At 58.5% G+C, this 21,054-nt stretch carries 20 protein-coding genes; 10 read left to right on the plus strand and 10 right to left on the minus strand.

Annotation, left to right across the window (positions count from 1 at the left end):
- Positions 1 to 819: a citryl-CoA lyase gene (locus J5J09_RS17700; RefSeq protein WP_208552792.1), complete on the minus strand. Its 819-nt coding sequence runs from the start codon at positions 817 to 819 to the stop codon at positions 1 to 3.
- 260 nt (positions 820 to 1,079) lie between these two features.
- On the opposite strand from J5J09_RS17700, the gene J5J09_RS17705 reads away from it, so the two are divergent.
- The 7 genes from J5J09_RS17705 (at position 1,080) to repC (ending at position 8,569) form a co-directional block, all read left to right on the plus strand.
- Positions 1,080 to 1,886, plus strand: a complete 807-nt coding sequence (locus J5J09_RS17705) for an IclR family transcriptional regulator C-terminal domain-containing protein (RefSeq protein WP_208552796.1) — start codon at positions 1,080 to 1,082, stop codon at positions 1,884 to 1,886.
- 163 nt (positions 1,887 to 2,049) lie between these two features.
- On the plus strand, positions 2,050 to 3,402 hold the full coding sequence (locus J5J09_RS17710) for an amidohydrolase family protein (RefSeq protein ID WP_348646487.1): 1,353 nt from the start codon (positions 2,050 to 2,052) through the stop codon (positions 3,400 to 3,402).
- 79 nt (positions 3,403 to 3,481) lie between these two features.
- Positions 3,482 to 4,342, plus strand: a complete 861-nt coding sequence (locus tag J5J09_RS17715) for an extradiol ring-cleavage dioxygenase (protein WP_208552800.1) — start codon at positions 3,482 to 3,484, stop codon at positions 4,340 to 4,342.
- The gene (locus J5J09_RS17720; RefSeq protein WP_208552803.1) at positions 4,339 to 4,710 is read left to right on the plus strand and encodes a hypothetical protein; all 372 of its coding nucleotides are present in this window, start codon (positions 4,339 to 4,341) and stop codon (positions 4,708 to 4,710) included. Before J5J09_RS17715 ends, J5J09_RS17720 begins: the two co-directional genes overlap by 4 nt.
- 268 nt (positions 4,711 to 4,978) lie before the next feature.
- Positions 4,979 to 6,166 (plus strand): plasmid partitioning protein RepA, encoded by a 1,188-nt coding sequence (gene repA, locus J5J09_RS17725; protein WP_208552813.1) that lies wholly within the window; start codon positions 4,979 to 4,981, stop codon positions 6,164 to 6,166.
- A 53-nt stretch (positions 6,167 to 6,219) separates the two neighbouring features.
- Entirely contained in the window at positions 6,220 to 7,206 is a 987-nt protein-coding gene (repB, locus tag J5J09_RS17730; protein WP_208552825.1) for a plasmid partitioning protein RepB, read from the plus strand.
- Between the two features lie 151 nt (positions 7,207 to 7,357).
- Positions 7,358 to 8,569 (plus strand): plasmid replication protein RepC, encoded by a 1,212-nt coding sequence (repC, locus tag J5J09_RS17735; protein ID WP_208552826.1) that lies wholly within the window; start codon positions 7,358 to 7,360, stop codon positions 8,567 to 8,569.
- A 92-nt stretch (positions 8,570 to 8,661) separates the two neighbouring features.
- On the opposite strand, the gene J5J09_RS17740 is transcribed toward repC, so the two are convergent.
- From J5J09_RS17740 to J5J09_RS17760, 5 genes are all read right to left on the minus strand, one after another.
- A complete protein-coding gene (locus tag J5J09_RS17740; protein WP_208552827.1) occupies positions 8,662 to 10,086 on the minus strand; it encodes an FAD-binding oxidoreductase in 1,425 nt (474 codons plus the stop codon).
- A 5-nt stretch (positions 10,087 to 10,091) separates the two neighbouring features.
- Positions 10,092 to 10,991, minus strand: a complete 900-nt coding sequence (gene dapA, locus J5J09_RS17745; RefSeq protein ID WP_208552829.1) for a 4-hydroxy-tetrahydrodipicolinate synthase — start codon at positions 10,989 to 10,991, stop codon at positions 10,092 to 10,094.
- 29 nt (positions 10,992 to 11,020) lie between these two features.
- Positions 11,021 to 12,322 carry a TRAP transporter large permease gene (locus tag J5J09_RS17750; RefSeq protein WP_208552830.1) on the minus strand — a complete coding sequence of 434 codons (1,302 nt, stop codon included), beginning with the start codon at positions 12,320 to 12,322 and terminating at the stop codon, positions 11,021 to 11,023.
- Between the two features lie 3 nt (positions 12,323 to 12,325).
- Positions 12,326 to 12,841: a TRAP transporter small permease gene (locus tag J5J09_RS17755; RefSeq protein ID WP_208552831.1), complete on the minus strand. Its 516-nt coding sequence runs from the start codon at positions 12,839 to 12,841 to the stop codon at positions 12,326 to 12,328.
- Positions 12,842 to 12,919: 78 nt separating this feature from the next.
- On the minus strand, positions 12,920 to 13,948 hold the full coding sequence (locus J5J09_RS17760; RefSeq protein ID WP_208552832.1) for a TRAP transporter substrate-binding protein: 1,029 nt from the start codon (positions 13,946 to 13,948) through the stop codon (positions 12,920 to 12,922).
- 284 nt (positions 13,949 to 14,232) lie between these two features.
- On the opposite strand from J5J09_RS17760, the gene J5J09_RS17765 reads away from it, so the two are divergent.
- Both J5J09_RS17765 and J5J09_RS17770 read left to right on the plus strand, forming a co-directional pair.
- Complete coding sequence (locus J5J09_RS17765) at positions 14,233 to 14,865, plus strand: XRE family transcriptional regulator (protein WP_208552836.1); 633 nt, start codon at positions 14,233 to 14,235, stop codon at positions 14,863 to 14,865.
- A gap of 2 nt (positions 14,866 to 14,867) precedes the next feature.
- Positions 14,868 to 15,974 carry an alpha-hydroxy acid oxidase gene (locus tag J5J09_RS17770; RefSeq protein WP_208552839.1) on the plus strand — a complete coding sequence of 369 codons (1,107 nt, stop codon included), beginning with the start codon at positions 14,868 to 14,870 and terminating at the stop codon, positions 15,972 to 15,974.
- 1,482 nt (positions 15,975 to 17,456) lie between these two features.
- Here the strand turns inward: J5J09_RS17770 and J5J09_RS17775 are convergent.
- From J5J09_RS17775 to J5J09_RS17785, 3 genes are read right to left on the minus strand one after another with little or no spacing between them, the layout of a single operon-like run.
- A complete protein-coding gene (locus tag J5J09_RS17775; RefSeq protein WP_208552840.1) occupies positions 17,457 to 18,602 on the minus strand; it encodes a site-specific integrase in 1,146 nt (381 codons plus the stop codon).
- Complete coding sequence (locus tag J5J09_RS17780; protein WP_208552841.1) at positions 18,599 to 19,003, minus strand: type II toxin-antitoxin system VapC family toxin; 405 nt, start codon at positions 19,001 to 19,003, stop codon at positions 18,599 to 18,601. Before J5J09_RS17780 ends, J5J09_RS17775 begins: the two co-directional genes overlap by 4 nt.
- Positions 19,000 to 19,257, minus strand: coding sequence for a type II toxin-antitoxin system VapB family antitoxin (locus J5J09_RS17785; protein WP_208552842.1), 258 nt, complete (start codon positions 19,255 to 19,257; stop codon positions 19,000 to 19,002). The genes J5J09_RS17780 and J5J09_RS17785 overlap by 4 nt, the downstream gene beginning before the upstream one ends.
- 181 nt (positions 19,258 to 19,438) lie before the next feature.
- On the opposite strand from J5J09_RS17785, the gene J5J09_RS17790 reads away from it, so the two are divergent.
- Positions 19,439 to 20,581 (plus strand): RHE_PE00001 family protein, encoded by a 1,143-nt coding sequence (locus J5J09_RS17790; protein ID WP_348646488.1) that lies wholly within the window; start codon positions 19,439 to 19,441, stop codon positions 20,579 to 20,581.
- 178 nt (positions 20,582 to 20,759) lie between these two features.
- Here J5J09_RS17790 and J5J09_RS17795 read toward each other — a convergent pair whose 3' ends face one another.
- The gene (locus J5J09_RS17795; RefSeq protein ID WP_246745867.1) at positions 20,760 to 21,050 is read right to left on the minus strand and encodes a hypothetical protein; all 291 of its coding nucleotides are present in this window, start codon (positions 21,048 to 21,050) and stop codon (positions 20,760 to 20,762) included.
- Positions 21,051 to 21,054 lie beyond the last annotated feature (4 nt).

Below are 21,054 nucleotides of genomic sequence, written 5' to 3' on the forward strand. Positions count from 1 at the left end.
TTATCGTCCCTTGTTTTGGTCGGCTGCCCTTGACGCCTGCGGACCGTCATAGGTGATCGCAAGGTCGGCATGATGGGACATGATGAAGCCGATCGATCTCAGGGATTCCTCATAGAGATGCGCGGCAAGCCCGGCCGTGCGGGCCAGAAGCGGGACTGCCTTCAGCGCCTCCAGAGGCCAACCGGCATCCAGCATGACGGCGGGAATTGCGCCCGATACGTTGATGGGGAGCGGGCGCTCCATGATGACCGGCGAGTGCTTGGCCAGCGTACGCAGGGTTTCAACATGGCGGCCGCTAATGCCAAGACTGTCGGACAGCTCAAGCAGGCGATTAGCCCGGGGGTCTCCGCCGCTATGCTGCGGGTGTCCAAGTCCTGCAACCTTCTCGCGGGAAGCCTTGAGGCGTTTCAGGCTGCTTATCGCGGCGCCCTCGATCGCCGTTCCGCTCGCATCGGCCTCCGAAATAACCTTTGCAAGATAACGTCCGGCCGATTCCGAACTCCCCGCAACAACACTGCCCATTCCGAGCAGACCGGCGGCGACCGCGCCCTGCCATGCTTCGGGTCCTGCGGCGAGCGTCATGCGTGCGGCCTGGACGCTGGGGACCAGGCCATGTTCGGCGATCGCAACAAGGCAGGCGTCCAGTATCTGACGCTGCGCATCGCTCGGGCGTTTTCCGATCACGAGCAGCCAGAAGTAGTCCGTAAATCCGATCTGGCCGATCAGTTCGTTGCACAGGTCCAATCCACGAACGGTGATTGTTTCAGCGTCCGAAGTGGCGATTGCGGTGTGGGCGTTGTCTTGTTTTCCTATTCGCATTGCGCTCCTCGTTTTCGCTGTGCGAAATAATTTCCTCTTGCCGAAAACGTTAGCAGCATTTATTTTGCCGTCAAGTCACGATCTCGGTTCCGGCTCTGGAGGTCGGACCGGGAGCGCTGCAGGGGAGATGAGCCTTACATGATCGAATTTCACGATCGCGTCGTTTGCCTGAGGGGGAAACAACACCCCGCAAAGTGCCGTGCGCTTTTCGTCGAACGCTCGTATGAACGGGGCTGATCGACGTGCAGGAGGCAACGACAATGATCTCGGGGGATACGGAGCGACCGGCGGAATTCGTCGAAGCGCTGGCCAAGGGAATTGCAATTCTGGAATGTTTCGACGTCTCTCACCCGGAGATGACGCTCAGCGAAGTCGCAAAGCGGGTGGGTCTGTCTCCAGCCGCGGCGCGGAGGAGCCTTCTGACGCTACAGGCGCTTGGCTATGTGCAGCAGACCGGCAAGCGTTTTCACCTTCGGCCGAAGATCATGACGCTTGGGTCCTCGTTCTATTTCTCGGCCCGCATAGAGGAGGTTCTGCAGCCCGATCTTCGCGAACTCGTGGAGAAGTTCGGTGACGCGTCGTCGGCCGGAACACTTGACGGTGAGGATGTAATCTACGTGGCGCACGTATCGGTTCAGCGCGCTCGCCGCGCCGCAGCCGTCATGGGCGCGCGCTATCCGGCCTATGCCACGTCTCTGGGCCGAGTTCTGCTTGCAGGGCTGACGGACGACGGTCTCGACCGGTATCTGGAGAAGGTTCGTCCGAAGGCGCTGACATCGCGCACCATCACCGATACGGACACCCTGCGCCGCGAGATCCTCGTCGTTCGCGAAACGGGTTACGCCACGACAGTCGATCAGCTCGACTACGGGATTACCGCCCTCGCGGTCCCCATCCGCAACATGGAAGGTCGCACGATCGCGGCGCTGAATACCTCTGGCTACACGGGGATGGTGACGCCGGAGGCATTGGTCGCCGAGCGGCTGCCAGCCCTGCGACAGGCGGCATCCCACATCGCGCACGCCATCACTCGATACCCGGTCCTGCAATCCATCATAGGGACCTGACGACGAAAGAACGCAACACGGCCAGGGAGGAAGAGCCATGTGCAGACTTTGTAAAAATGAAAACCAGTCGCCCTGCCCTACGCGCTTTGAGGCCAGCGCAGCGGAAGGATTTTCGAAATCGGTCGCTGCCCAGGCCGCGGCGGAGGCCAGTCTGCCAAAAGGTATCGGGCAGCCTGGTCGCAGAACATTGATCAAGGGTGGTGTAGTCCTGCCGATGGACGACCAGATCGGCAATTTCGAACGCGCCGATATCCTTCTTGAGGGCTCGAAAATTGTCGCGGTGGGCCCGGCCCTTGCATCCGACGATGCCGCTGTGATCGACGCGGGCGGCAAGATCGTCATGCCTGGCTTCGTCGATACCCACCATCATCAATTCGAAACGGCACTACGCGGCCATCTCGCCAATGGCATCCTGATCAATGACGGCCGGCCGGAGTCGCGCTCGAACTATTACGAGACGATTCTGCAGAAGTTCTCGATGGTCTATCGTCCGGACGACGTCTACATCAACGAGCTCTTCGGCTCGCTGTCGCAGCTCGATGCCGGTGTGACGACGGTGATGGATGTCAGCCAGATTCATCATTCCCCCGAGCACTCCGACGCCGCGATCGAGGGACTGCGCGATGCCGGCCGTCGTGCGGTGTTCGGCTACTTCGAGGGTTGGGGTGAGAAATCCGCCTATCCGGGCGACGCAAGGCGTATCCGCGAAACGTATTTTTCGTCGGACAACCAACTTCTGACCATGGTCATGGGCGGTGAGATCTATATCCCAGGCTATGAGGAGGCCTGGCGGATCGGCCGGGAGTTGGGCATCCCGATTGCGCTTCATGTCGTCGGCACGTTCGGTATGCAGCCCACTTTCGACGAACTGGGTGCCAAGGGATTGTTCGGGCCGGACAACATCTTCATCCACATGACGGGCATGTCCGAGCAAGGCTGGAAATATGCGGCCGACGCAGGGTCTCACGTATCGCTTTCCGTGCCGATCGAGATGCAGATGCGTCACGGCACCCCGCCGCTGCAGACCTCGATCGATCTCGGGATGAGCATTTCGCTCTCCACCGACGTCGAATGCACGATGACGGCCGATTTTTTCACGCAGATGCGCAGCTTCGTCACGCTTCAGCGCATGGAAGCGAATGCGAAAGCGCTCGCTGGTGAGGAGTATCCGAGACTTGCCACCGCAAACGACGCGCTGCGCACGGCAACGATCGGTGGTGCGCGCGGCCTGAAGCTCGACCACAAGATCGGATCGCTGACGCCCGGCAAGGAAGCCGACATCATTTTGCTGAGTGCGGACGCGCTCAACGTCGCGCCGCTCAACAGTGCCGCCGGAGCCGTCGTCACCTTGATGGAGCGCTCGAACGTCGACGCCGTTCTGGTCGCCGGCAAGGTGAAGAAGTGGGACGGACAGTTGCTCGGCTTCGACATCGACCGATTGCGGCATGAGATCGAGAAGAGCCGGGACTACCTGTTCGAAACGGCCGGTATCGAACGCGATCTCTTTGCAGACTGACTGACAGCCGTCGCGCGACCCAGCGCGCGCCGGCATTCGAAAGGCGCGAGGAGCGCCATCATCTTGAGGGAGAAGAACCTTGGCAAAACTTGTTGCGACGCTCGCGTCGACCCACCATCCGTTTTACCTGAAGGCAACCACCGCGCCGCCGGAGCAGCAAATGCCGCAGGCGCCCGAATGGAAGCGCAAGATCGAGGCCTATCGGGAAACGCTGGCAAAAACGGAGCCGGACATCCTGGTGATGGTGGGGTCTGACCACTTCCACCAGATATTCCTCGACAATTGCCCGCAGTTCCTGATTGGCAAGGCCCCCCGCTACGACGCAACCTTCTACAACGAGGAGCGGGAGTTCGGCATTCCCAAATACGTGCTTGATGGCGACGAGGATATGTCCCGCTTCATGCATCAGTCCCTGATGGACCAGAATTTCGATTTCGCCTTTTCCAACGAGTTGAAGATCGATCACTCGATCATCTGCCCGATCATCACCGTACGTCCGCAAAACGATCTGCCAGTCGTGCCGATCTACACCAATATTTTCGCCCCGCCGCTGCATTCGCCGCGCCGTTTCTACGATCTGGGACGCGCGATCCGCAAGGCGATCGATGACTATCCGTCCGACAAACGCGTGGCGGCAATCGGCACCGGGCATCTCTCGCTGGAACTCGGCGGTCCCCGCCAGTTCATGGAGACGGGGCCGGATCCGGCCTTCGACCGACAGGCAATCGAATGGCTGCGCGCGGGCGACATCGATTCCATTCTCGCCAATGTCACGCACAAGAGCATGGAAGGGAGCGGCAACGCCACCCACGGCTTCCTCAACTTCATCCTCATGCTCGGCATAGCCGGTCCGGAAGGGGCCGATTACGTCGACAATCTCGACCTTTTCCACACGATGGAAGCCTATTTCACCTGGTATCCGAAGGAGCAGGCGGCATGAGCAAATACTACGTCAACAAATTCCTTTATACGGTGGATCGCGATCCGGAGTACCTGAAGCGTTACACCGAGGACCCGAAGAGCTTCGTGGCAACCTGGGAACAGTCGATCGGGCCGAAACTTCTTGGCAACGAGGTGGAAGCATCCAGCGTGCATCTCCTCACGGACAAGGAGCGAGAGGCACTCGTCAACCACGACTTTGTCGCTTTGTTCGAGATGGGTGCGCATTTCTTCCTGAACCTGACGCTCTTCATCGGGATCTATGACGAACCCTATTTCAACAAAGCCGGCCCCCTCGCCTTCCAAAGGGAATTTGCCGCCAAGCTGCAACACTGGCGCGACCGGCCATACCCGTCCGTCGAAACGTGAAATCAACATTCGTCACCCGCAAGGCGATCCAGCATCGCCTTGCGTGCGGCTTTCTCTCGCTCGCGCTTCACCTCTGAAGTCTCGATCAGCCCTGCCCGCTTTGATACTGCGCCGGCACTGTGGCGCCGGAACCCGCCCGGCGATCGCGCCGCAAAAGCGCATTTGCGGTCACGAATTTATTTTTCTTGTCACGAATCGGGAATCGGGCGAGTGTCACGATAATTCTGTATTTTGACCGAAATTATCGTGACTGGGCCTGGAGCTCCTGATGAACGTGAAAACGGCCACTTCCGAAAAAGTATCGAGCTTTGCCGATACGATACTGGACCAGGGCAGCGACATCTCCTCGAAACTGGACATGCTGCGGCAGGTCAAGTTTCCTCCCAATGCCCAGAAAACCCTGCGGCAGTTCTCGCTGGCCGAGGTTGCGGAGTTCGTGGGCGTTTCGCAAAGCTATCTTAAGAAACTGCATCTGCAAGGCAAGGGCGTGGAGCCTACGACGACTTCAACGGGGCGCCGCTATTACACCGCTTCACAAATCGATGAGTTGCGCGCGCTGCTTGATCGTGTGCCTCGGCGCCAGGCGCACGAGAAACTGCAGGTCATTGCTGTCGTGAACTTCAAAGGCGGGTCTGGGAAGACGACCACGTCGGCCCATCTTGCCCAGTATCTCGCGCTCCGGGGATTTCGCACGCTTGCCGTTGATCTTGACCCACAGGCATCGCTGACGGCGCTTTACGGCATTCAGCCGGAGCTCGACAACAAACCGTCCTTTTACGAGTCGTTGCGCTACGACGAGAACCGTAAGTCGATCGTCGACATCATCCAGCCAACGAACTTCCCCAACCTGGACGTGGTGCCGGCAAACCTGGAACTCCAGGAATACGAATACGAGACGCCGATCGCCATGCAGCGCAAGGATTCAAGCGCCGGCAAGCTGTTCTACACGCGGATCGGCCAGGCGCTGGAGGAGGTCGACGATCGCTACGACGTCGTGGTCGTGGATTGCCCTCCCCAGCTTGGCTATCTGACGCTGACCGCGCTGACGGCGGCGACATCGGTGTTGATCACCGTTCATCCGCAGATGCTCGATATCATGTCCATGTCGCAGTTTTTGCTGATGCTCGGGGATATCCTGAAAAGCGTGGAGCAAGTCGGCGTCAATGTTTCGCTCGACTGGTTCCGGTATCTGATCACTCGTTATGAGCCAACCGACATCCCGCAGCAGCAGATGGTGGGCTTCATGCAGTCCATGTTCGCGCAGCAGATGATGAAGAACCACATGGTCAAGTCGACCGCCGTGTCCGACGCCGGGCTGACCAAGCAAAGTCTCTATGAAGTCGAGAAGTCGCAGTTCACGGCCTCGACATACGACCGCGCCCGCGAGTCCATGGATGCCGTGAACGCCGAAGTCGTGGATCTGATGAATGCTGCCTGGGGAAGACGCAATGGCTAACTTCGCCAAGTTCGCCAGGATCTGGTCGGTCAGCACCGAGAATGAGGTATACCGTGGCTCGTAAGGACGTCTTTGCCAACATCACCGCACCGCAGGGGACGTCACCAGAGCGTCGCGCGACGCCAGGTTATGCGACCAGGGGCGCATCCCGGTCCATGATCAGTTCGCTGAACGAGTTGGCCGAAAAGGCCGCGCTCGCTGAGCAGAATCTGGTTGGCGAAGCGGTGGTCGAACTCGACACGGCCGTTGTGGAGAATTCCTTCGTTTCCGACCGCATGGGAGACGACGCGGCCGCCTACAGCGACCTGCTCGAGGCAATCCGTGAGCGCGGGCAGGACAGCCCCATACTCGTCAGGCCGCATCCGCAAAAAGAGGGTCACTACCAGATCGTCTTCGGTCACCGTCGCGCCAGAGCCGCCCGCGATCTCGGGCGGCCGGTGCGGGCTGTCGTCAAGTCGGTTACGGATGCCGATCATGTCATCGCACAGGGTCAGGAAAACTCGGCCCGCGAAAACCTCTCCTTCATTGAACGGGCGACATTTGCGCAGAAGCTTCTTGAACTCGGGCATGACAAGAAGACGATCCAGTCCGCTCTGTCTGTCGATGCCCCTATGCTGACGCGCATGCTTTTCGTCACGGGACGGGTGCCGGCGCCCATCGTCGCTGCGATTGGCCCGGCGAAATCCGTCGGTCGTGACCGATGGATCGAGTTTGCGCAACAGGTCGAAAGACCGCCGGTACTTTCCCTGGTCAGCGACGTCGTGGCCGGGAACGCATTCAAGGCTCTCGAGTCAGACGGCCGCTTCGACCTCTTGACGGCGGAGCTCAAGAGAGCTGCCCGTCCGGCCAGGAAACCAAAAGCGGCTGCCGAATGGCAGTCCGAGGATGCAAGCGTCCGCGCCGAATTCAAAGGTAGCGGCCGTGCTTATTCAATCACCTTGAAATCGACCGATGCGGCGCGCTTCGGTCGGTTCATTTCCGAGAATCTCGAGCGTCTCCACAAGGAGTTCGTCAACGCATCAAAAGCTGAAGGAAAATAGGACAGCAAAAGAAAAGGCCCCCAGACGATGCCGTCGTGGAAGCCTCTCTCATGTTCGCACCCTGAGACTCGCATTTCCACGAATCACAGTCAAGAGTTAATGGCACCGTTCCGGTGATCGATCTTCTTTTGCCCTTTGAGAGGGAAAAGAAATGCAAAGTGGAAATGTAACGACGCCCTTCGGGCGGCGGCGGATGACGCTTGCGCTGGTGAAAAATCAGTTCGATACATCCGACATCAGGAAGGGAAAGACGGCCGACAAGTGGCGGGTGTACCGGGATGCCTGTGACGCAAGATCATTGCTTGGCATCAGGGATCGCGCGCTTGCCGTCCTGAATGCTCTGCTGACGTTCTATCCCGACAGCGAGTTGAGCGAGGAAGCCAACCTCATCGTCTTTCCGTCGAACGCTCAATTGAGCGCGAGAGCCAATGGGATAGCCGGTACGACATTGCGCGAGAACCTCGCGATCCTCGTCCAGGCGGGGCTCATTCAGCGCCACGACAGTCCGAACGGTAAGCGCTATGTGAGGAAAGGGCGGAACGGCGCGATTGAAACCGCCTATGGCTTCAGTCTCGCTCCTCTCCTCGCGCGCTCCGAGGAACTCGCATTGCTGGCTCAGCAGGTGGCCGAAGACAATCGGCAACTGAAGTTCATCAGAGAGCGCATTACGATTACGCGCAGGGATATCCGCAAGCTTATTTCGGCTGCCATGGATGAAGGTGCCTCGGGCGATTGGGAGGGGTTGGAGCAGCGGTACGTCGCGACCGTCATGCGGCTGCGGCTCGCAAAGGGCCTGAACGACCTCACCCACATGCTTGAAGAGTTGACGGCGCTCAGAGAGGCCGTACTCAAGACATTGGAAAATCAGTTCTTTTCACAAAAATCCGACGCCAATGATGCCGTATACCGTCAGCATAAACAGAATTCAAAAACCGAATCCATCAATGAACTTGAACCTCGCTCTCGAAAAGAGCAGGGCGAGCCGGCGGAACCAGAACCTCGGCCAAAGCAGCCAGACGTGGGGGCATTTCCATTGGGGATGGTTCTAAGGGGGTGCCCGCAGATGGCGGACTATGGGCCGGGCGGCGCCATTGCGTCCTGGCGCGACCTGATGTCGGCGGCTGTTGTGGTTCGATCCATGTTGGGCATAAGTCCGTCTGCTTATCAGGACGCCTGTGAGATCATGGGACCAGAAAATGCAGCGATCGCCGTTGCCTGCATGCTCGAGCGGGCGGGTCACATCAATTCGCCCGGCGGGTATCTGCGGGATCTGACGCGGAAGGCTGAGCGTGGGGAGTTTTCATTGGGGCCGATGTTGATGGCGCTTCACCGGCAGAATGCAAATGTCAGAAGTACCGGCTGATGGAGGGGATGCTTATGAGCCCCCTCCCCTGTGTGCCGGCATGGGATCAAAGATCGACTTTGTCACTTCCAAACTCTCTTCTCGCCAGTTGGTTACAGAGAAGCCTTCGGCAACAGCGCACCGGGGTTCAACAGACCTTCAGGGTCCAGAGCCTGCTTGATGCGGGACATGACGTCCAGGCGGACCGGATCAAGCAGTCGCTGCATCTCCCCGGTCAGTTTGCGACCAATCCCGTGTTCAGCGGAAAAGCTGCCGCCATGGGCGGCACATACGTCGTGGATTGCTTCTTCGACTTCGAGTTCCTTTGCCATCTTGTCAGGGTATGAGGACCAGACATCATGCGGGAACATCACGATATAATGAACATTGCCGTCGGCCAGGTGTGCAACGATGGCGCGCTCAGCTTCCGGGAAACGCTCGGCTGTCACGCGGTCGGCATGCGCCACGAAATCCGGAATGGCGGATGGACGCACCGACGTGTCGAGAACGACACCAATTCCGTTGATCTTGTTGGCCTCGGTGACCGAGTGTCGGAAATGCCAGATTTCATGCGCCTGCTTTTCGCTCTTGGCGATCACAGCATCCACGACCAGTGCATCATCCATTGCAGACGCCATCACATTTTCAAGCTGGGTCGTCAGGTCCTCCCCGACCCCAGGTGACGCGACCTCGATCATCAGCGAATAGGGTGGAAGCTCTGAAAGGGGCATGCGAACATCGGGGATGTGTCGCACCACGTAGCTCGCCTCGGCGCGGTCCACAAGCTCAAGCGCTTCAACCTGCGCGCCAAACGCCTTGCGCACGCGACTTCCAACTTCAAGTGCCGCCTCGATCGTGTCGAGACCCAGCCAAGCATGGGCGCGACTACTCATGCGCGGCGCAAGCCTCAATACCGCGCCAGTGACGATACCAAGCGTTCCTTCGGCACCGGCCACAAGTTGGGTGATGGAATAGCCGGTATTGTTCTTGCGCAGACCTGCCATCTCGTTCAGCACCTTGCCATCGGCAAGCACCACCTCGACGCCTGCGATGAGGTCGCGCATGGAGCCGTAGCGCAGGACGCCGGTACCCCCGGCATTGGTGGAAATCAGGCCGCCGATCTGGGCCGTGCCTTCTGAGCCGAGATAAAGGGGAAACTGCATTCCGAGTTTTTCGGCCTGCAGATGCACTTCCGCAAGGGTCACTCCGGCATCGACACTCAGCAGCCCGGATCGACCGTCGGCCTCGCGCAGCGACCGCATTCGCTTCAGTCCCAGAACAACGCCGTCCGTCGGGACCGCGCCATAGCATAAGCCCGTGTTTCCGCCTTGCGGGAAGATCGGTATCTTACGCGATGTTACCGCGCGCACGGCAAGAGATGCCTCTTGCGTCGTCGCCGGCAGCAACACCGCGAGCGCCCTCCCCGTCCGCCGGTTGCGAAAATCGGTCACGAAAGGAGCCATATCTTCAGGGTCGGTCAACAGGCCCTTCGGCCCCAGTATCTCCGACAGTTCGCGCAAGAGGCCTTCGGCAATCATCGTCTTCAGGCAGCCTTGTTCTGGTGGAAACTCGAAAGCACGCTTGCAAGCATGGCTTTCGTTTCCTCTGTTGGTCCGGTGAGCGGAAGACGGACGCCACCCATTGCCTGCCCCGCGAGGTTCATGAAGAACTTGAGGGGACCCGGATTGGTCTCGCGATAGATGGCGGACAGTACCGGGTCAATCTTGCTCTGCAACGCGAGTGCACCCTTGAGGTCGCCGCTCGAGGCGAGCTTGAAAACCTTGATCCAAAACTCTGGATAGATCGAGGCTGAGGCCAGAACGCCGCCGACCGCTCCTTGCGCGATATGCGTGGCAAACAGCGGCTCTTCACCCGACAGGATGGCCAGCTTGTCACCGGCCTCACGAAGCACGGCCAGGAATTCCGGCATATCGTAGTTCGAATATTTCATCCCGATGATGGCACCGTCATCGGCCAGCTGGGCATAGGTCGCCGCCGAAAGTGCTGCATTGGTGCGCCGAGGAATTTCGTATGCCAGAATGGGCAAGTCGATTGCAGCGCGATAAGCGTTGAAATAACGTCGCATACCTTCCTGCGGGCCGACGGCGTAGTAAGGCGTGACTAACATAAGGCCTGCGGCACCGGCTTCCTTGAAATCTCGTCCGGCATCAATGGCGTCATGGTAGCCGGTCGACAGAACTCCCGGCATCACAGGCGCACCGCCGGCAGCGTCGACGCACGCAGCAACGATGTCTGCGCGTTCCTTGCGTGACAACGCCGGATATTCACCAGTGCCGCCTATTGGCACGATACCGGTGGCGCCAGCGGCTAACTGGCGCTTGACGAGAGCCTTCAGGGTATCGAAATCGACCGACATGTCCGGAGCGAAGGGCGTTACGATCGCAGTGAAGAGTCCGGAAACATCAGCTTTTGTGAGAGACATTTTTGTAGTCCTTTTGGGAGAAATCTGGATCAGAGGAAACCGAAAAGCCTCGGCAAAGTTAGCGAAATCTCTGGGATGTACGTGACCAGCAAGAGCACGACGAGGTTGGTGAACAGGAACGGCAAGGACGCAACGACGATCCGCCCGAGTGGAACGCCGGAGATCGATGCGCCGAGATAAAGCGCAAGCCCGTATGGCGGCGTCATCAGGCCGATCATGACGTTGAGCACCATGATCACCCCGAAATGGACGGGGTCTACACCCACGGCCGCAAGGATCGGGGTGAACAGCGGCGCAAACAGCAGCAACTGAACAGAGTCACCGATCCACAGACCGTTGATCAGGAAGAACAGGTTGAGGCAGAGCAACAGCAGCCAGGGCTGCAGATTGTAGTATAACACCAGTTCCTGAAGCTGGTTTGGCAGTCGTTCGTTGGCCAATACCCAGGATATGATCGTGGCAAACCCGACGATCAAGTAGACAGACGCGGATGTACGGGCGGAACGATCCAGAATGGACCAGAGCGCTTTCAGAGTCAGGTTTCTATAGGCAAGGAAACCTACCAGAAGCGCATAGACCACGGCGATCGAGGCAGCCTCAGTTGCCGTAAACACGCCTGAAATGATGCCGCCTATGATAATGAGGGGCATCAAGATCGCGAAGAATGCATTGTAGAGGATGTGAAGTGCCATCTCGAGGTTCAGGCCTGCGATCGGATTTGCCTTGAACCCACGGCGGCGAGCAAGAAAGAAGATCATCGCCATCTGGCCAAGACCAAGCATCATGCCCGGCACTGCACCCGCCAGAAACAGCGCCGCAACAGACGTATTGGTCAGTGCTGAAAACATGATCAGCGGTATAGAAGGCGGAATGATCGGTCCCTGAATAGCGGAGCTGACCGTCAGCGCCGCTGCGAAATCCTTCTCGTAGCCATCTTTTTCCATCATCTCCATCTCGACGGGACCAAGTGCGGAGATATCCGCAAGCGCCGATCCGGAGACGCCTGAAAACAGCATCGAGCCGACAACGTTTACATAGGCCAGGCCGCCCCGTAGCCGCCCGACCATCAGGCGTGACAGATTGACAAGCCTCTCGGTCATGCCGATGGCGCTCATGATCTCGCCGGCGATAACGAACAGAGGAATGGACAACCAGATGAAGACGTCCATGCCCGTGAAGAACTTATGGGCATAGACGTCGAGCATGGCCGACATACCGGGCTTAACGAAGAAATAGGCCAGACCGGCAAAGCCGATAGCGAAGATGACCGGGCTACCGAGCAGCATCAGGAAGAGCAGCAGACCAATGACAACGAGAAGCGGCTGATCCACGGCTCATATCTCCGATTTGAGGATTGATGGCCCATTGTCCACCGGGCCGCGGAGGATGTCTCTCAAGGCCAGAATCAGCATCTGGAACATCATCAAGCCAGCCCCGACGGGAACCGCGAGATAAATCCAGAAGAATGAAAGTCCGATCGTGACCGACTGTCGGCGTAAGCCGAACAGCGAGTTGTCCAATCCCTTCCAAACGAGGACGGCAAGGAGGCAGACCAGCAACAGGCGGAAAAAGGCGTTGCGATAGCCGATTAGCCAGGTCGGCCAGAAAACGTCAAAAAAGTCGACGCGCACGAGTTGCTCGTCCTTCACAAGCAAGCTTCCGGCGAGCATGACGACCCAGATCATCAGATAACGGGACACCTCTTCCGGCCAAGGCAAGGAGAAGCCGAAGCCGTAACGCAACAAGACCTGCGTGAACAAAACAGCGGCGATTATGATCAGGAGGACGCGCGCGACAGCAGAGGCGATGGAGGCCAAGGCGTTTGCGCTGCGTTCGAGAACGTTGAGCATAAGAACCCCGCAAAGCAGTGAGCGAATGGACGGGCCCTAGAGAAGAAGGCCCGCCGATCTCATTTATCCAACCGAGGTTCACTCGCCCTTCTGGGCAGCGGCTACGGCAGCCTTGAGCTGATCGATAATATCCTGACCCACGTCCTTGGCCAGAAGCTCTGCGACCGGCTTTTGCGCTGCATCGACGAATTCCTGGAACTCTGCCGGAGTGGGCTGATAGATTTCGACGCCAGCGGCACGGATTTTCGCCAGATCCTGAGATTCCTTGGCTGTGATCACACCAAGCATAGCGAACGTCGCTTCGGAGGCAGCGTAGTCGAAAGCTTTCTTGTCCTCGTCGGGTAGCGACTGCCAATACTCCTCATTGATCGTGATGAGCGGCATGTTGATCAGGTGATGATCCAGAGTGTAATATTTCTGCACTTCCTGAAGATTGGCCATCAACATCGTGTAAGGGGCGTTTTCCTGCCCATCGACAACGCCGGTCTGCAAGGCGCTATAAAGTTCGGCCCAGGCAATCGGGGTCGGCGATGCACCGAGCGCCTTTACCATCTCGACATGTATCGGCACCTGCTGTGTGCGCATCTTCATGCCCACCATATCGGCTGGCGACTTTATCAGCTTGGTCGATGACGAGAAATTGCGGAAGGCCGAAGGCAGATATGAAAGAATTCGAACGCCGGACGTTTCAGCGATCTTGTCCGACAGCGACGTTCCAAACGGCCCGTTGAGCACAGTGCGGGCAATCGCGGTTGATGGGAACGTATAGGGTAACTCAAGAACAGATGCGATCGGTGCATAGGCAGCAATATGCCCGGCGTTGAGCCCGCCGACCATTTGCAAGGATCCGCGCACGTTCTGTTCGGCAAGCGATTCCAGATCGCCCATCTGTCCGTTCGGAAAGACTTCAAGCTGGTACTTGCCGTTTGTCTGCGTGCTGAGCGTGGATGAGAAAACCTCTGTCCAAGTCCAGTAGGTGTTGTTGAGAAGGTCGCCCTCGCCATCAACATGAGCAAAACGAACAGTGTCAGCCTGAGCTGTCGCAACACCGACCAGAAGGGCGAACGAAGCCGTTGCGCCAAGGCGCATTTTTCGCATGAAGTCCATGATAGTTCCCTACTTTTTTCGTTGCAGGACGTCGTGTCCAGCTGCCTCTGGAGATTGAGCGAAACATACACATTCGTCAACAATTTTTATTATACGAAAAAAATTACATCATTCATGTATCCCCTGCCCTATCGAGTTAACCCGCTTCCGTTGCGTTAAGACGTGGGAATTTTCGTGCCATATGCACGTCAAGGATGACGGGAAATCGGAGAGCATGTAAAAGCTGTCTTTCTTATCGTGGAATTTTTGTCGTATACTGGTAATGGAATGGGTTAGGGAACAATATGAACGAGCAAACGACATTGCTGACGGGCCAGGTTTTGATGGCCCAGAAAGACGCACTGGTCAGTGTTCCGGACGCACCCAGCGAGTCCGTCGCGGAACGGATCGTGCAATTGCGCAAAGAGCGCAAGCTGACCCTGCAGGAGTGCGCGCGACTGACAGGCGTTGCCGCCTCCACGTTGTCGAAGATCGAACGCCGGGAGCTGTCGCCGACCATTTCGACACTGCAGAAGATTGCAGAGGGCCTGACCGTTGAACTGACCGAACTGATTACGCAGACCCGTCCCGTCTATGCCCCTGGCAGACGCGCCGTCAGCCGGGCGGGCGAAGGTAAGAAGCATACGTCCTTATCCTGCGCCAACCTTCTGCTCTGCGGAGATCTGAAGGACAAGCGCATGATCCCCGTACGCACCCGCGTCACCGCACGCAGCCTGGACGATTACCCGGTTTGGGCCCGCTCCGACACGGAGATATTCCTGTGGGTCGTTTCGGGCCGCATGCTTTTGCACTCCAAGGTTTACGAACCTCTCGAAATGGGCCCAGGCGACTCCGTCTATTACGATGGGAACGGCGAACACTGCTGGACCTCCATCGGTGAGGAAGACGCCGAGGTCATTTGGGTCATGAGCGCCTGAGCGTGTCGGGCTTCCTTTCGTTCGAGCAGGCACGCCGCGCGGCGCAACGTAAATTGCCGCGCGGACTGTTCGACTATATCGACCGCGGTGTGGGTGAAGAGGCCTCCCTTCGTGCTTTACGCACGCGGCTCGACGCAACCCAAATCGTACCGCGCGTACTTTCCGGTGCCGCTCCTCAAACAGATACCGTTCTCTTTGGGGAAAATTTTTCTGCTCCCCTGATTATTGCCCCGACGGCCATGGCCGGACTGGTCCATGGCGGCGGAGAGGAGGCCCTCGCCCGCGCAAGTGCCCGATGCAGACTTCCATTCTGCCTTTCGACACAGTCGCTCAGCGGCGTCGACGAGATCGCGAGGGCCGCCCCCGATGTCACGATATGGATGCAGGTCTATCTCTGGCAGGATCTCAGCTTTTCCGAGGAGATGTTGCGCCGTGCCTGGGACGCCGGCGCGCGCGTCGCTGTCATGACGGTCGACACACCCGCGGGCTCCCGCAAGGAATGGAACCTGAGGAGTGGCTTCAACATGCCTTACAAGGTGACATCGCGCGGCATCATGGATCTGGCATTGCGGCCCAACTGGCTGGTTGGCGTTGCTTTGAACAGAACGATCCGTCGAGGTATGCTGGCGATGAACAACTATCCCGAGGGCCTAAGACCGAAGCTGATCGACGCAACGATTGACCAGCGGCTGTCTCTGATGAAGGACCTCAACTGGGACCATGTTGGATGGTTGCGCGATAAATGGCCGGGCAAACTCGTCCTCAAGGGCATACTTTCGTGCGAGGATGCGGAGAAGTCTGCGTCCGTAGGCGCTGATGGTATCGTTGTATCTTCCCACGGGGCGAGAAATTTCGATGCCTCTCCGGCCCCGATCGACGTGCTTTCGGACATCGCGGCCGTTTGCGGCAATCGTCTCACCGTTATGGCCGATAGCGGAATCCGACGCGGCCTGGACGTTCTACGCTATCGAAGCCGCGGCGCCACCGCCGTTATGCTTGGACGTTATCCGCTTTGGGCGCTCGCCGCCGAAGGGGAGCCCGGCGTCGTAAAGGCGCTCTCGATCCTGAAGGAAGAATACATAGAGGGGCTCCGATACACGTCAGTATAGTATGCCAAACAGACAGGCGCCCGAGGGATTGCTGAAACTCGATCCGTGAGAGGCTGATCCGGCCACCATTGAATCCGACTGGGGTAGCCGGGGCCGGCGTGATGGAGGTGACCGCCGTCATGAACTGGGCGACGCTCAGTCGACTTTCCCATGGTCCAATACTGGAACTGGAAGCGTGGAGGCGTCACCCAAGCGGACCCCATTCGGGCTCTTCCACGAGCGCCATCCGGTTTAACATCGTTGGCGCCCCCCCCGCCTCGACGCCACTGATCGAGGCGAACAACAAGCGGAGCACCTATCGGTGGTCGACTGTCGACGCAAAGACGGGGCTGCCGCTTCGACAGTGCCTGAATTCATTAATCGGTCCCACGTTATAAATGAGCTGATGTAGAGCTCCGTGCAGTGACGTGCGGTAAATATCACGCACGTATAAACGTGGGTTCTGCGACTGTTAATTATCTTTGCGGCCGCGTTATTTCGGGCTGCAACTGCCCAGCGCATTCCGCCAGGGGTATACCGACACGTTCTTGCGTCGGGCGCGGTTGCCGCGATAAGCAGAAGCCGCACGATAGGCATCTGAATGCGCGATTGTCAGCCGTACAAACCGCCTTTTATTGTCGTAATTACAAATGGATAGCCGCTTTCTCTTGAAGGCAAACATTGTTCTGCGGCGGTGGTTGCGGTTACTGTCTGGGCGGGGACCGGCCCAGCACCACTTTAAACGCGCTAGTGCCGCTTTCGCCGGGCGGCCATTTCGATCCTTCCGGAGCATCGTTCTCTTTCAGTCGAAGGCGCGCCGATCGCTATATGCGCAAGGCATAGTCCGTACCACGCTGAGACTGCATCTGACGGCGCCTTCGATGCAGGACTTGTCGTGAGTGGCAACAGTCCGAACAGCGAGGGAGGCGTCTCGGAGCCGGGGGGAGAGAACAGGCAGGTCTTCGGTTGCATTCTGGCGCGTCTTCTTCGTCCACAGAAGAGATTCGGCAACGCCTCAGGACATCCTGTCTAAAAGTTTGCAGTTGTTGGAGCAGGGAAGGTTGGCGATCTGCTGAGTAACGTGCGAAAGCTGATCTTGATGGCGACGCTGGAAGTGGTGAAAGCGATTGGGGAGTCTGGTGGGAGTCTAGAGAACTTCATCGCGCGCATGACACCCCATCGGCATCGTAGAACTTGAACAGATTGATTTGTGTCCTCCGGCCGTGGTTCTGAGGGCTGTCAGGAAACTACCGATTACGGCTTGGGCGTTTGACTTCCCACCGGCGCGAGTTGACGAGCCGAAAAACGTCGTGATGGCGAGCCCAATCCTTCAAAAGTAGGCCAGATCAAACGTCTAGTGGCTTACTTCCCGATATAGCGGGAACGCAGGGGAAGATGACTTCGATTACGGCTCCATATGATGATGGCCCATATGCTGGCGGATGCCCGCAGCGAAAAGCAAGTGGTTTGAGTTCCGGGGGCCGAATGTCGCATACTCAGGCATCAGTCGAGGATGCGCGAGGCTTGGCTGCCGCGGCGATGGGCGTAGTTGTAGTATTCCGATGCCTGCTGAACGGATCGATGCCGAGACTGTTCCATTGCTTCCGGCAGGGGAATGCCGCGGTTTGCCGCTTCGGTCAGATAGCCGGAGCGCAGGCCATGGGCGGAAAACTCTGCCGGATCGAGTCCGGCCATGGCGGCACGCTGCTTGACGATGTCGTTGATGGCCTTTGGCTCTAGCGGCCGGCGCGAAACATTGCCCCAGCGATCAATCGCCCTGAAGACACTGCCCGTCTCGATTTTCGCAGCCGTTAGCCACGTGTTTAAGGCGTCGACCGGTCGACCGCTGAGGTAGACAACCTCATCACTGTCGGCGCCACTGGTCTTGGTGCGGCCGAGATGAATGGAAAGAGAGAGAAGGGGAGGGCCTCCGTCAATTTGGATCGGCTCTTCTGGCTGCAATTGCTCCCGCCTCAGGCCGGCGACCTCGCTGCGGCGACGACCTCCTGAAGCAAACGCGACCATCAGAATGGCCCGATCTCTCACGTCCCGCAGGCTGCCGTTGGCACAGGTCGCTAAGAGCTTTGCGAGTACGTCTCCGGTGACCGCCTTTGCGCTCTTTCGCTTCCTCGGTCGCGGCGTTGCTCTGATAGCAAGTCTTATGGCGGATCGGAGGGCAGGGGAGCCGAAAGATCCCGGAAGCCCGCGCCATTTCGTCAACGTCGACCACGTGGCCAGTCTCCGGCGAACGGTGTCTGGCGCATGTGGACCGGATGACCGAAGAAAACCTTGAACGCGAAGTTTACTTTCGACATCCGTAGGAATGCCATGGTCCTGATCCATCAGGCGCTTCTCCGCATCCCATAGGTGGTGAGCAACGAACTTCAGCAGCAGCGCCTCAGGCGCGGGCCAGGGAAGAGAGCGGCCGGTCGCTGCCAGAGACCAGGCCTGCAGATAGGCGAGATCCGAGACAAGCGCACGCAAGGTGTTGGCGCCCATTCCCTCGTTGACCAGATGACGGAGCGTCTCGATGTCCTTGTCAGTAAGCAACTCGGCCAGTTCGTCGCGCCGATCGATCGGCAAGACGGCTGCGATCGTGTCTAGGTCTTCAGCTCTGCGATCAACGATGGTTCGGCTTCCACGGGTCATGCCGTTGACGATGCTGGATGGAGCTTAAGGTCCGTCTGGCCGAAATCATGGCCTTTGAACAGAAGGGGTGCCTTGGCAACTGCAGCGACAGCGTAAGAAAAGCAGTCACCCATGTTCAGGCTAGCCGGGTGGCGTCCTTTGCCATATCGGTCTAGCGCCGCTTCAGCCTCACGATAGTGCTTCTCGTTGAAGGCGACTGGCATGATGTTCGGTGCGTCAACGAACCTGGAGACGATGTCAGCGGGATTGGAGAAACCCTTGGCTGTCAGAACCGCTCTTGTTTCAAACAGAGTAGGCCAACCGATAACAATCTCTTCTTGCCTTAGGACTGACTTGAAGGTTTCGGCTTCCGGCTCCTCAAGGACGATTGCAACAAGAACCGAGGTATCGATCGCAATCATATCGGCAGGCCATTTTCGTCATAAAGATCATCATGCGCAGACGTGGTGCCAGCCGGAACATTGCGGCGGCCTTCGGCTGCAAGCTCCCAGACGGCATCCAGCGGATGCTTTTTGTCCTGCTGCCTCAATTCGATATCATACCGTTCAAGTGCCAGTTCGACGAGGCGATTGATTGGCTGACCGGTGCGGCGCGAAAGCGCGTGCGCCAGATCTCTCGCCTTGGTGCTACGGATGGAAAGCTGTGGTTCGGACATGGCGCTCCTCCTCGAATGCTGGCCCCAACATAGTGTTTGTGGCGCGAGATGGCAAGAAGGTGCAAAGAGATGGCTGACCACCGATAAGGGTTACTTATCGGCGGCCAGGCGTGGCCTGGAGCACTCTATTGGGTGGCGAACTCAAATGCAGAGATAGATTTCGGTTAACGAATCATTTACCATAATTTCAATGTCTTACGATCTCGCCAAATTGCCCCTCCAGAGCCTGCTGCGGCCGATCTCCGAGGCCGCGGTCGCTTTTGCCCGTCTCGACGAACGCATTGCCCGTTCTCCCGTCGGCGAGGGCTTTCTCGAGCGCGGCCACTTCCTCGACGCGCATGCCTCGCTCTGGGTCGACGGTGAACTCGTTCATCTCGAGGACCTCGTCCTGCATGACGCGCTTCGAGATATCCGCGCACCCACCCACGAACTCACCATCGCCCGCGACATCCTGAAAACCCGACGCCGCATCGCTGCCCATCCCCCCGCCTGGGCGCTCTCGAGCCCCGGCCTCGCGTCGCTGCGCGGGCGGGCGTGGCCCGCAGCATCATCGGGAGAAGACGGGGAGGGGGTGCCGGATGGCAATGTTCAGGTGGGCAGCATTGGGGCTGGGGTAGGGCAGGCCGAAGATCCTGACAATGATGGTCTGGGTGATGCTTTGGCCGCGATCGATGCTGTGCTCGCCCGCTCCGAGATCGCGATAGAAGAAGCCAAGAAGCCAGGTCGTGTTAAGAATGCTCCGGACAAGGATCCCTTCGTCTACGATCTCGACTGGGATGAGGACGAACGGCTGGAGGAGTGGCGGGCCGTGCTGGCGCGCACCCATGATCTGCCGCCGGTCCTGCAGGCTATCGCTGCGCTCGACGCCTGGAACGAGATCGCCGTCCTCCAGCATGCGCCCTGGCTTGGTCGGCTTCTGGCTGCTTCGATCCTGCGCGAGGGCGGTGTGACCACTGGCACCCATCTCGCGGCGATCAATCTCGGGCTCAAGGCCATCCCTGTCGATCGGCGCCGGCATCGTGATCGCGAGACACGGTTGCTGGCGATAGCAAGGGCGCTGACAATCTCCGCCGAGACGGGGCTGAAAGAACATGACCGGTTGGTGTTGGCGCGGCAGATGATGATGCGCAAACTCGAAGGACGGCGGACGTCGTCCAGGCTGCCGGAGCTCGTCGAGTTGGTCATGGCGCGGCCGTTGATCTCGGCTGGCATGGTGGCGAAGACGCTTGAGGTCACGCCGCAAGGCGCGCGGCGGATCGTTCAGGAACTCGGGTTGAGGGAGATGACGGGGAGGGGTAGGTTTCGGGCCTGGGGGATTCTGTGAAATGAGCTTGGCGCCGGAAACCGAGTATGCCCGTCCTTAGATCCTCGCTTGGCCCGACAAGATCATGATCAAGAGAACAACCATGGCTGCGGCCGCGATGATGAAGAGCGCCCATAAGGGAATCGATACCGTTGCATTGAAGCCAGGGAAGCAGACTAGCTCTAACCTCGGTCGTGATTTAGAACTGTACGGGTCGTCCAGTCTTCTGCTGGACGACGGTCACACGAGTTCGAATATTATGTCCTGTGACGAGAGGTCCAATTTTCAGCTTTACTAGATCGCTGCCGCGGAGCTTGCTGTCGATGGCACGATCGAAAAGCGCTCGATCTCGCATCCTTCCTTCACGGTCGAGGAAGAAGCAGACTGCCCAGATCTGGCGCTGCTTGAGAGGCTTCTTAACACCAATTTGTTTACCCGCGTTCCAAGCTGGTCGCCCCAGTGCGGCAGGATCATATTGTGCTGTACCCATTTCA

Source organism: Ciceribacter sp. L1K22 (genome assembly GCF_017599385.1).
GTDB lineage: Bacteria > Pseudomonadota > Alphaproteobacteria > Rhizobiales > Rhizobiaceae > Allorhizobium.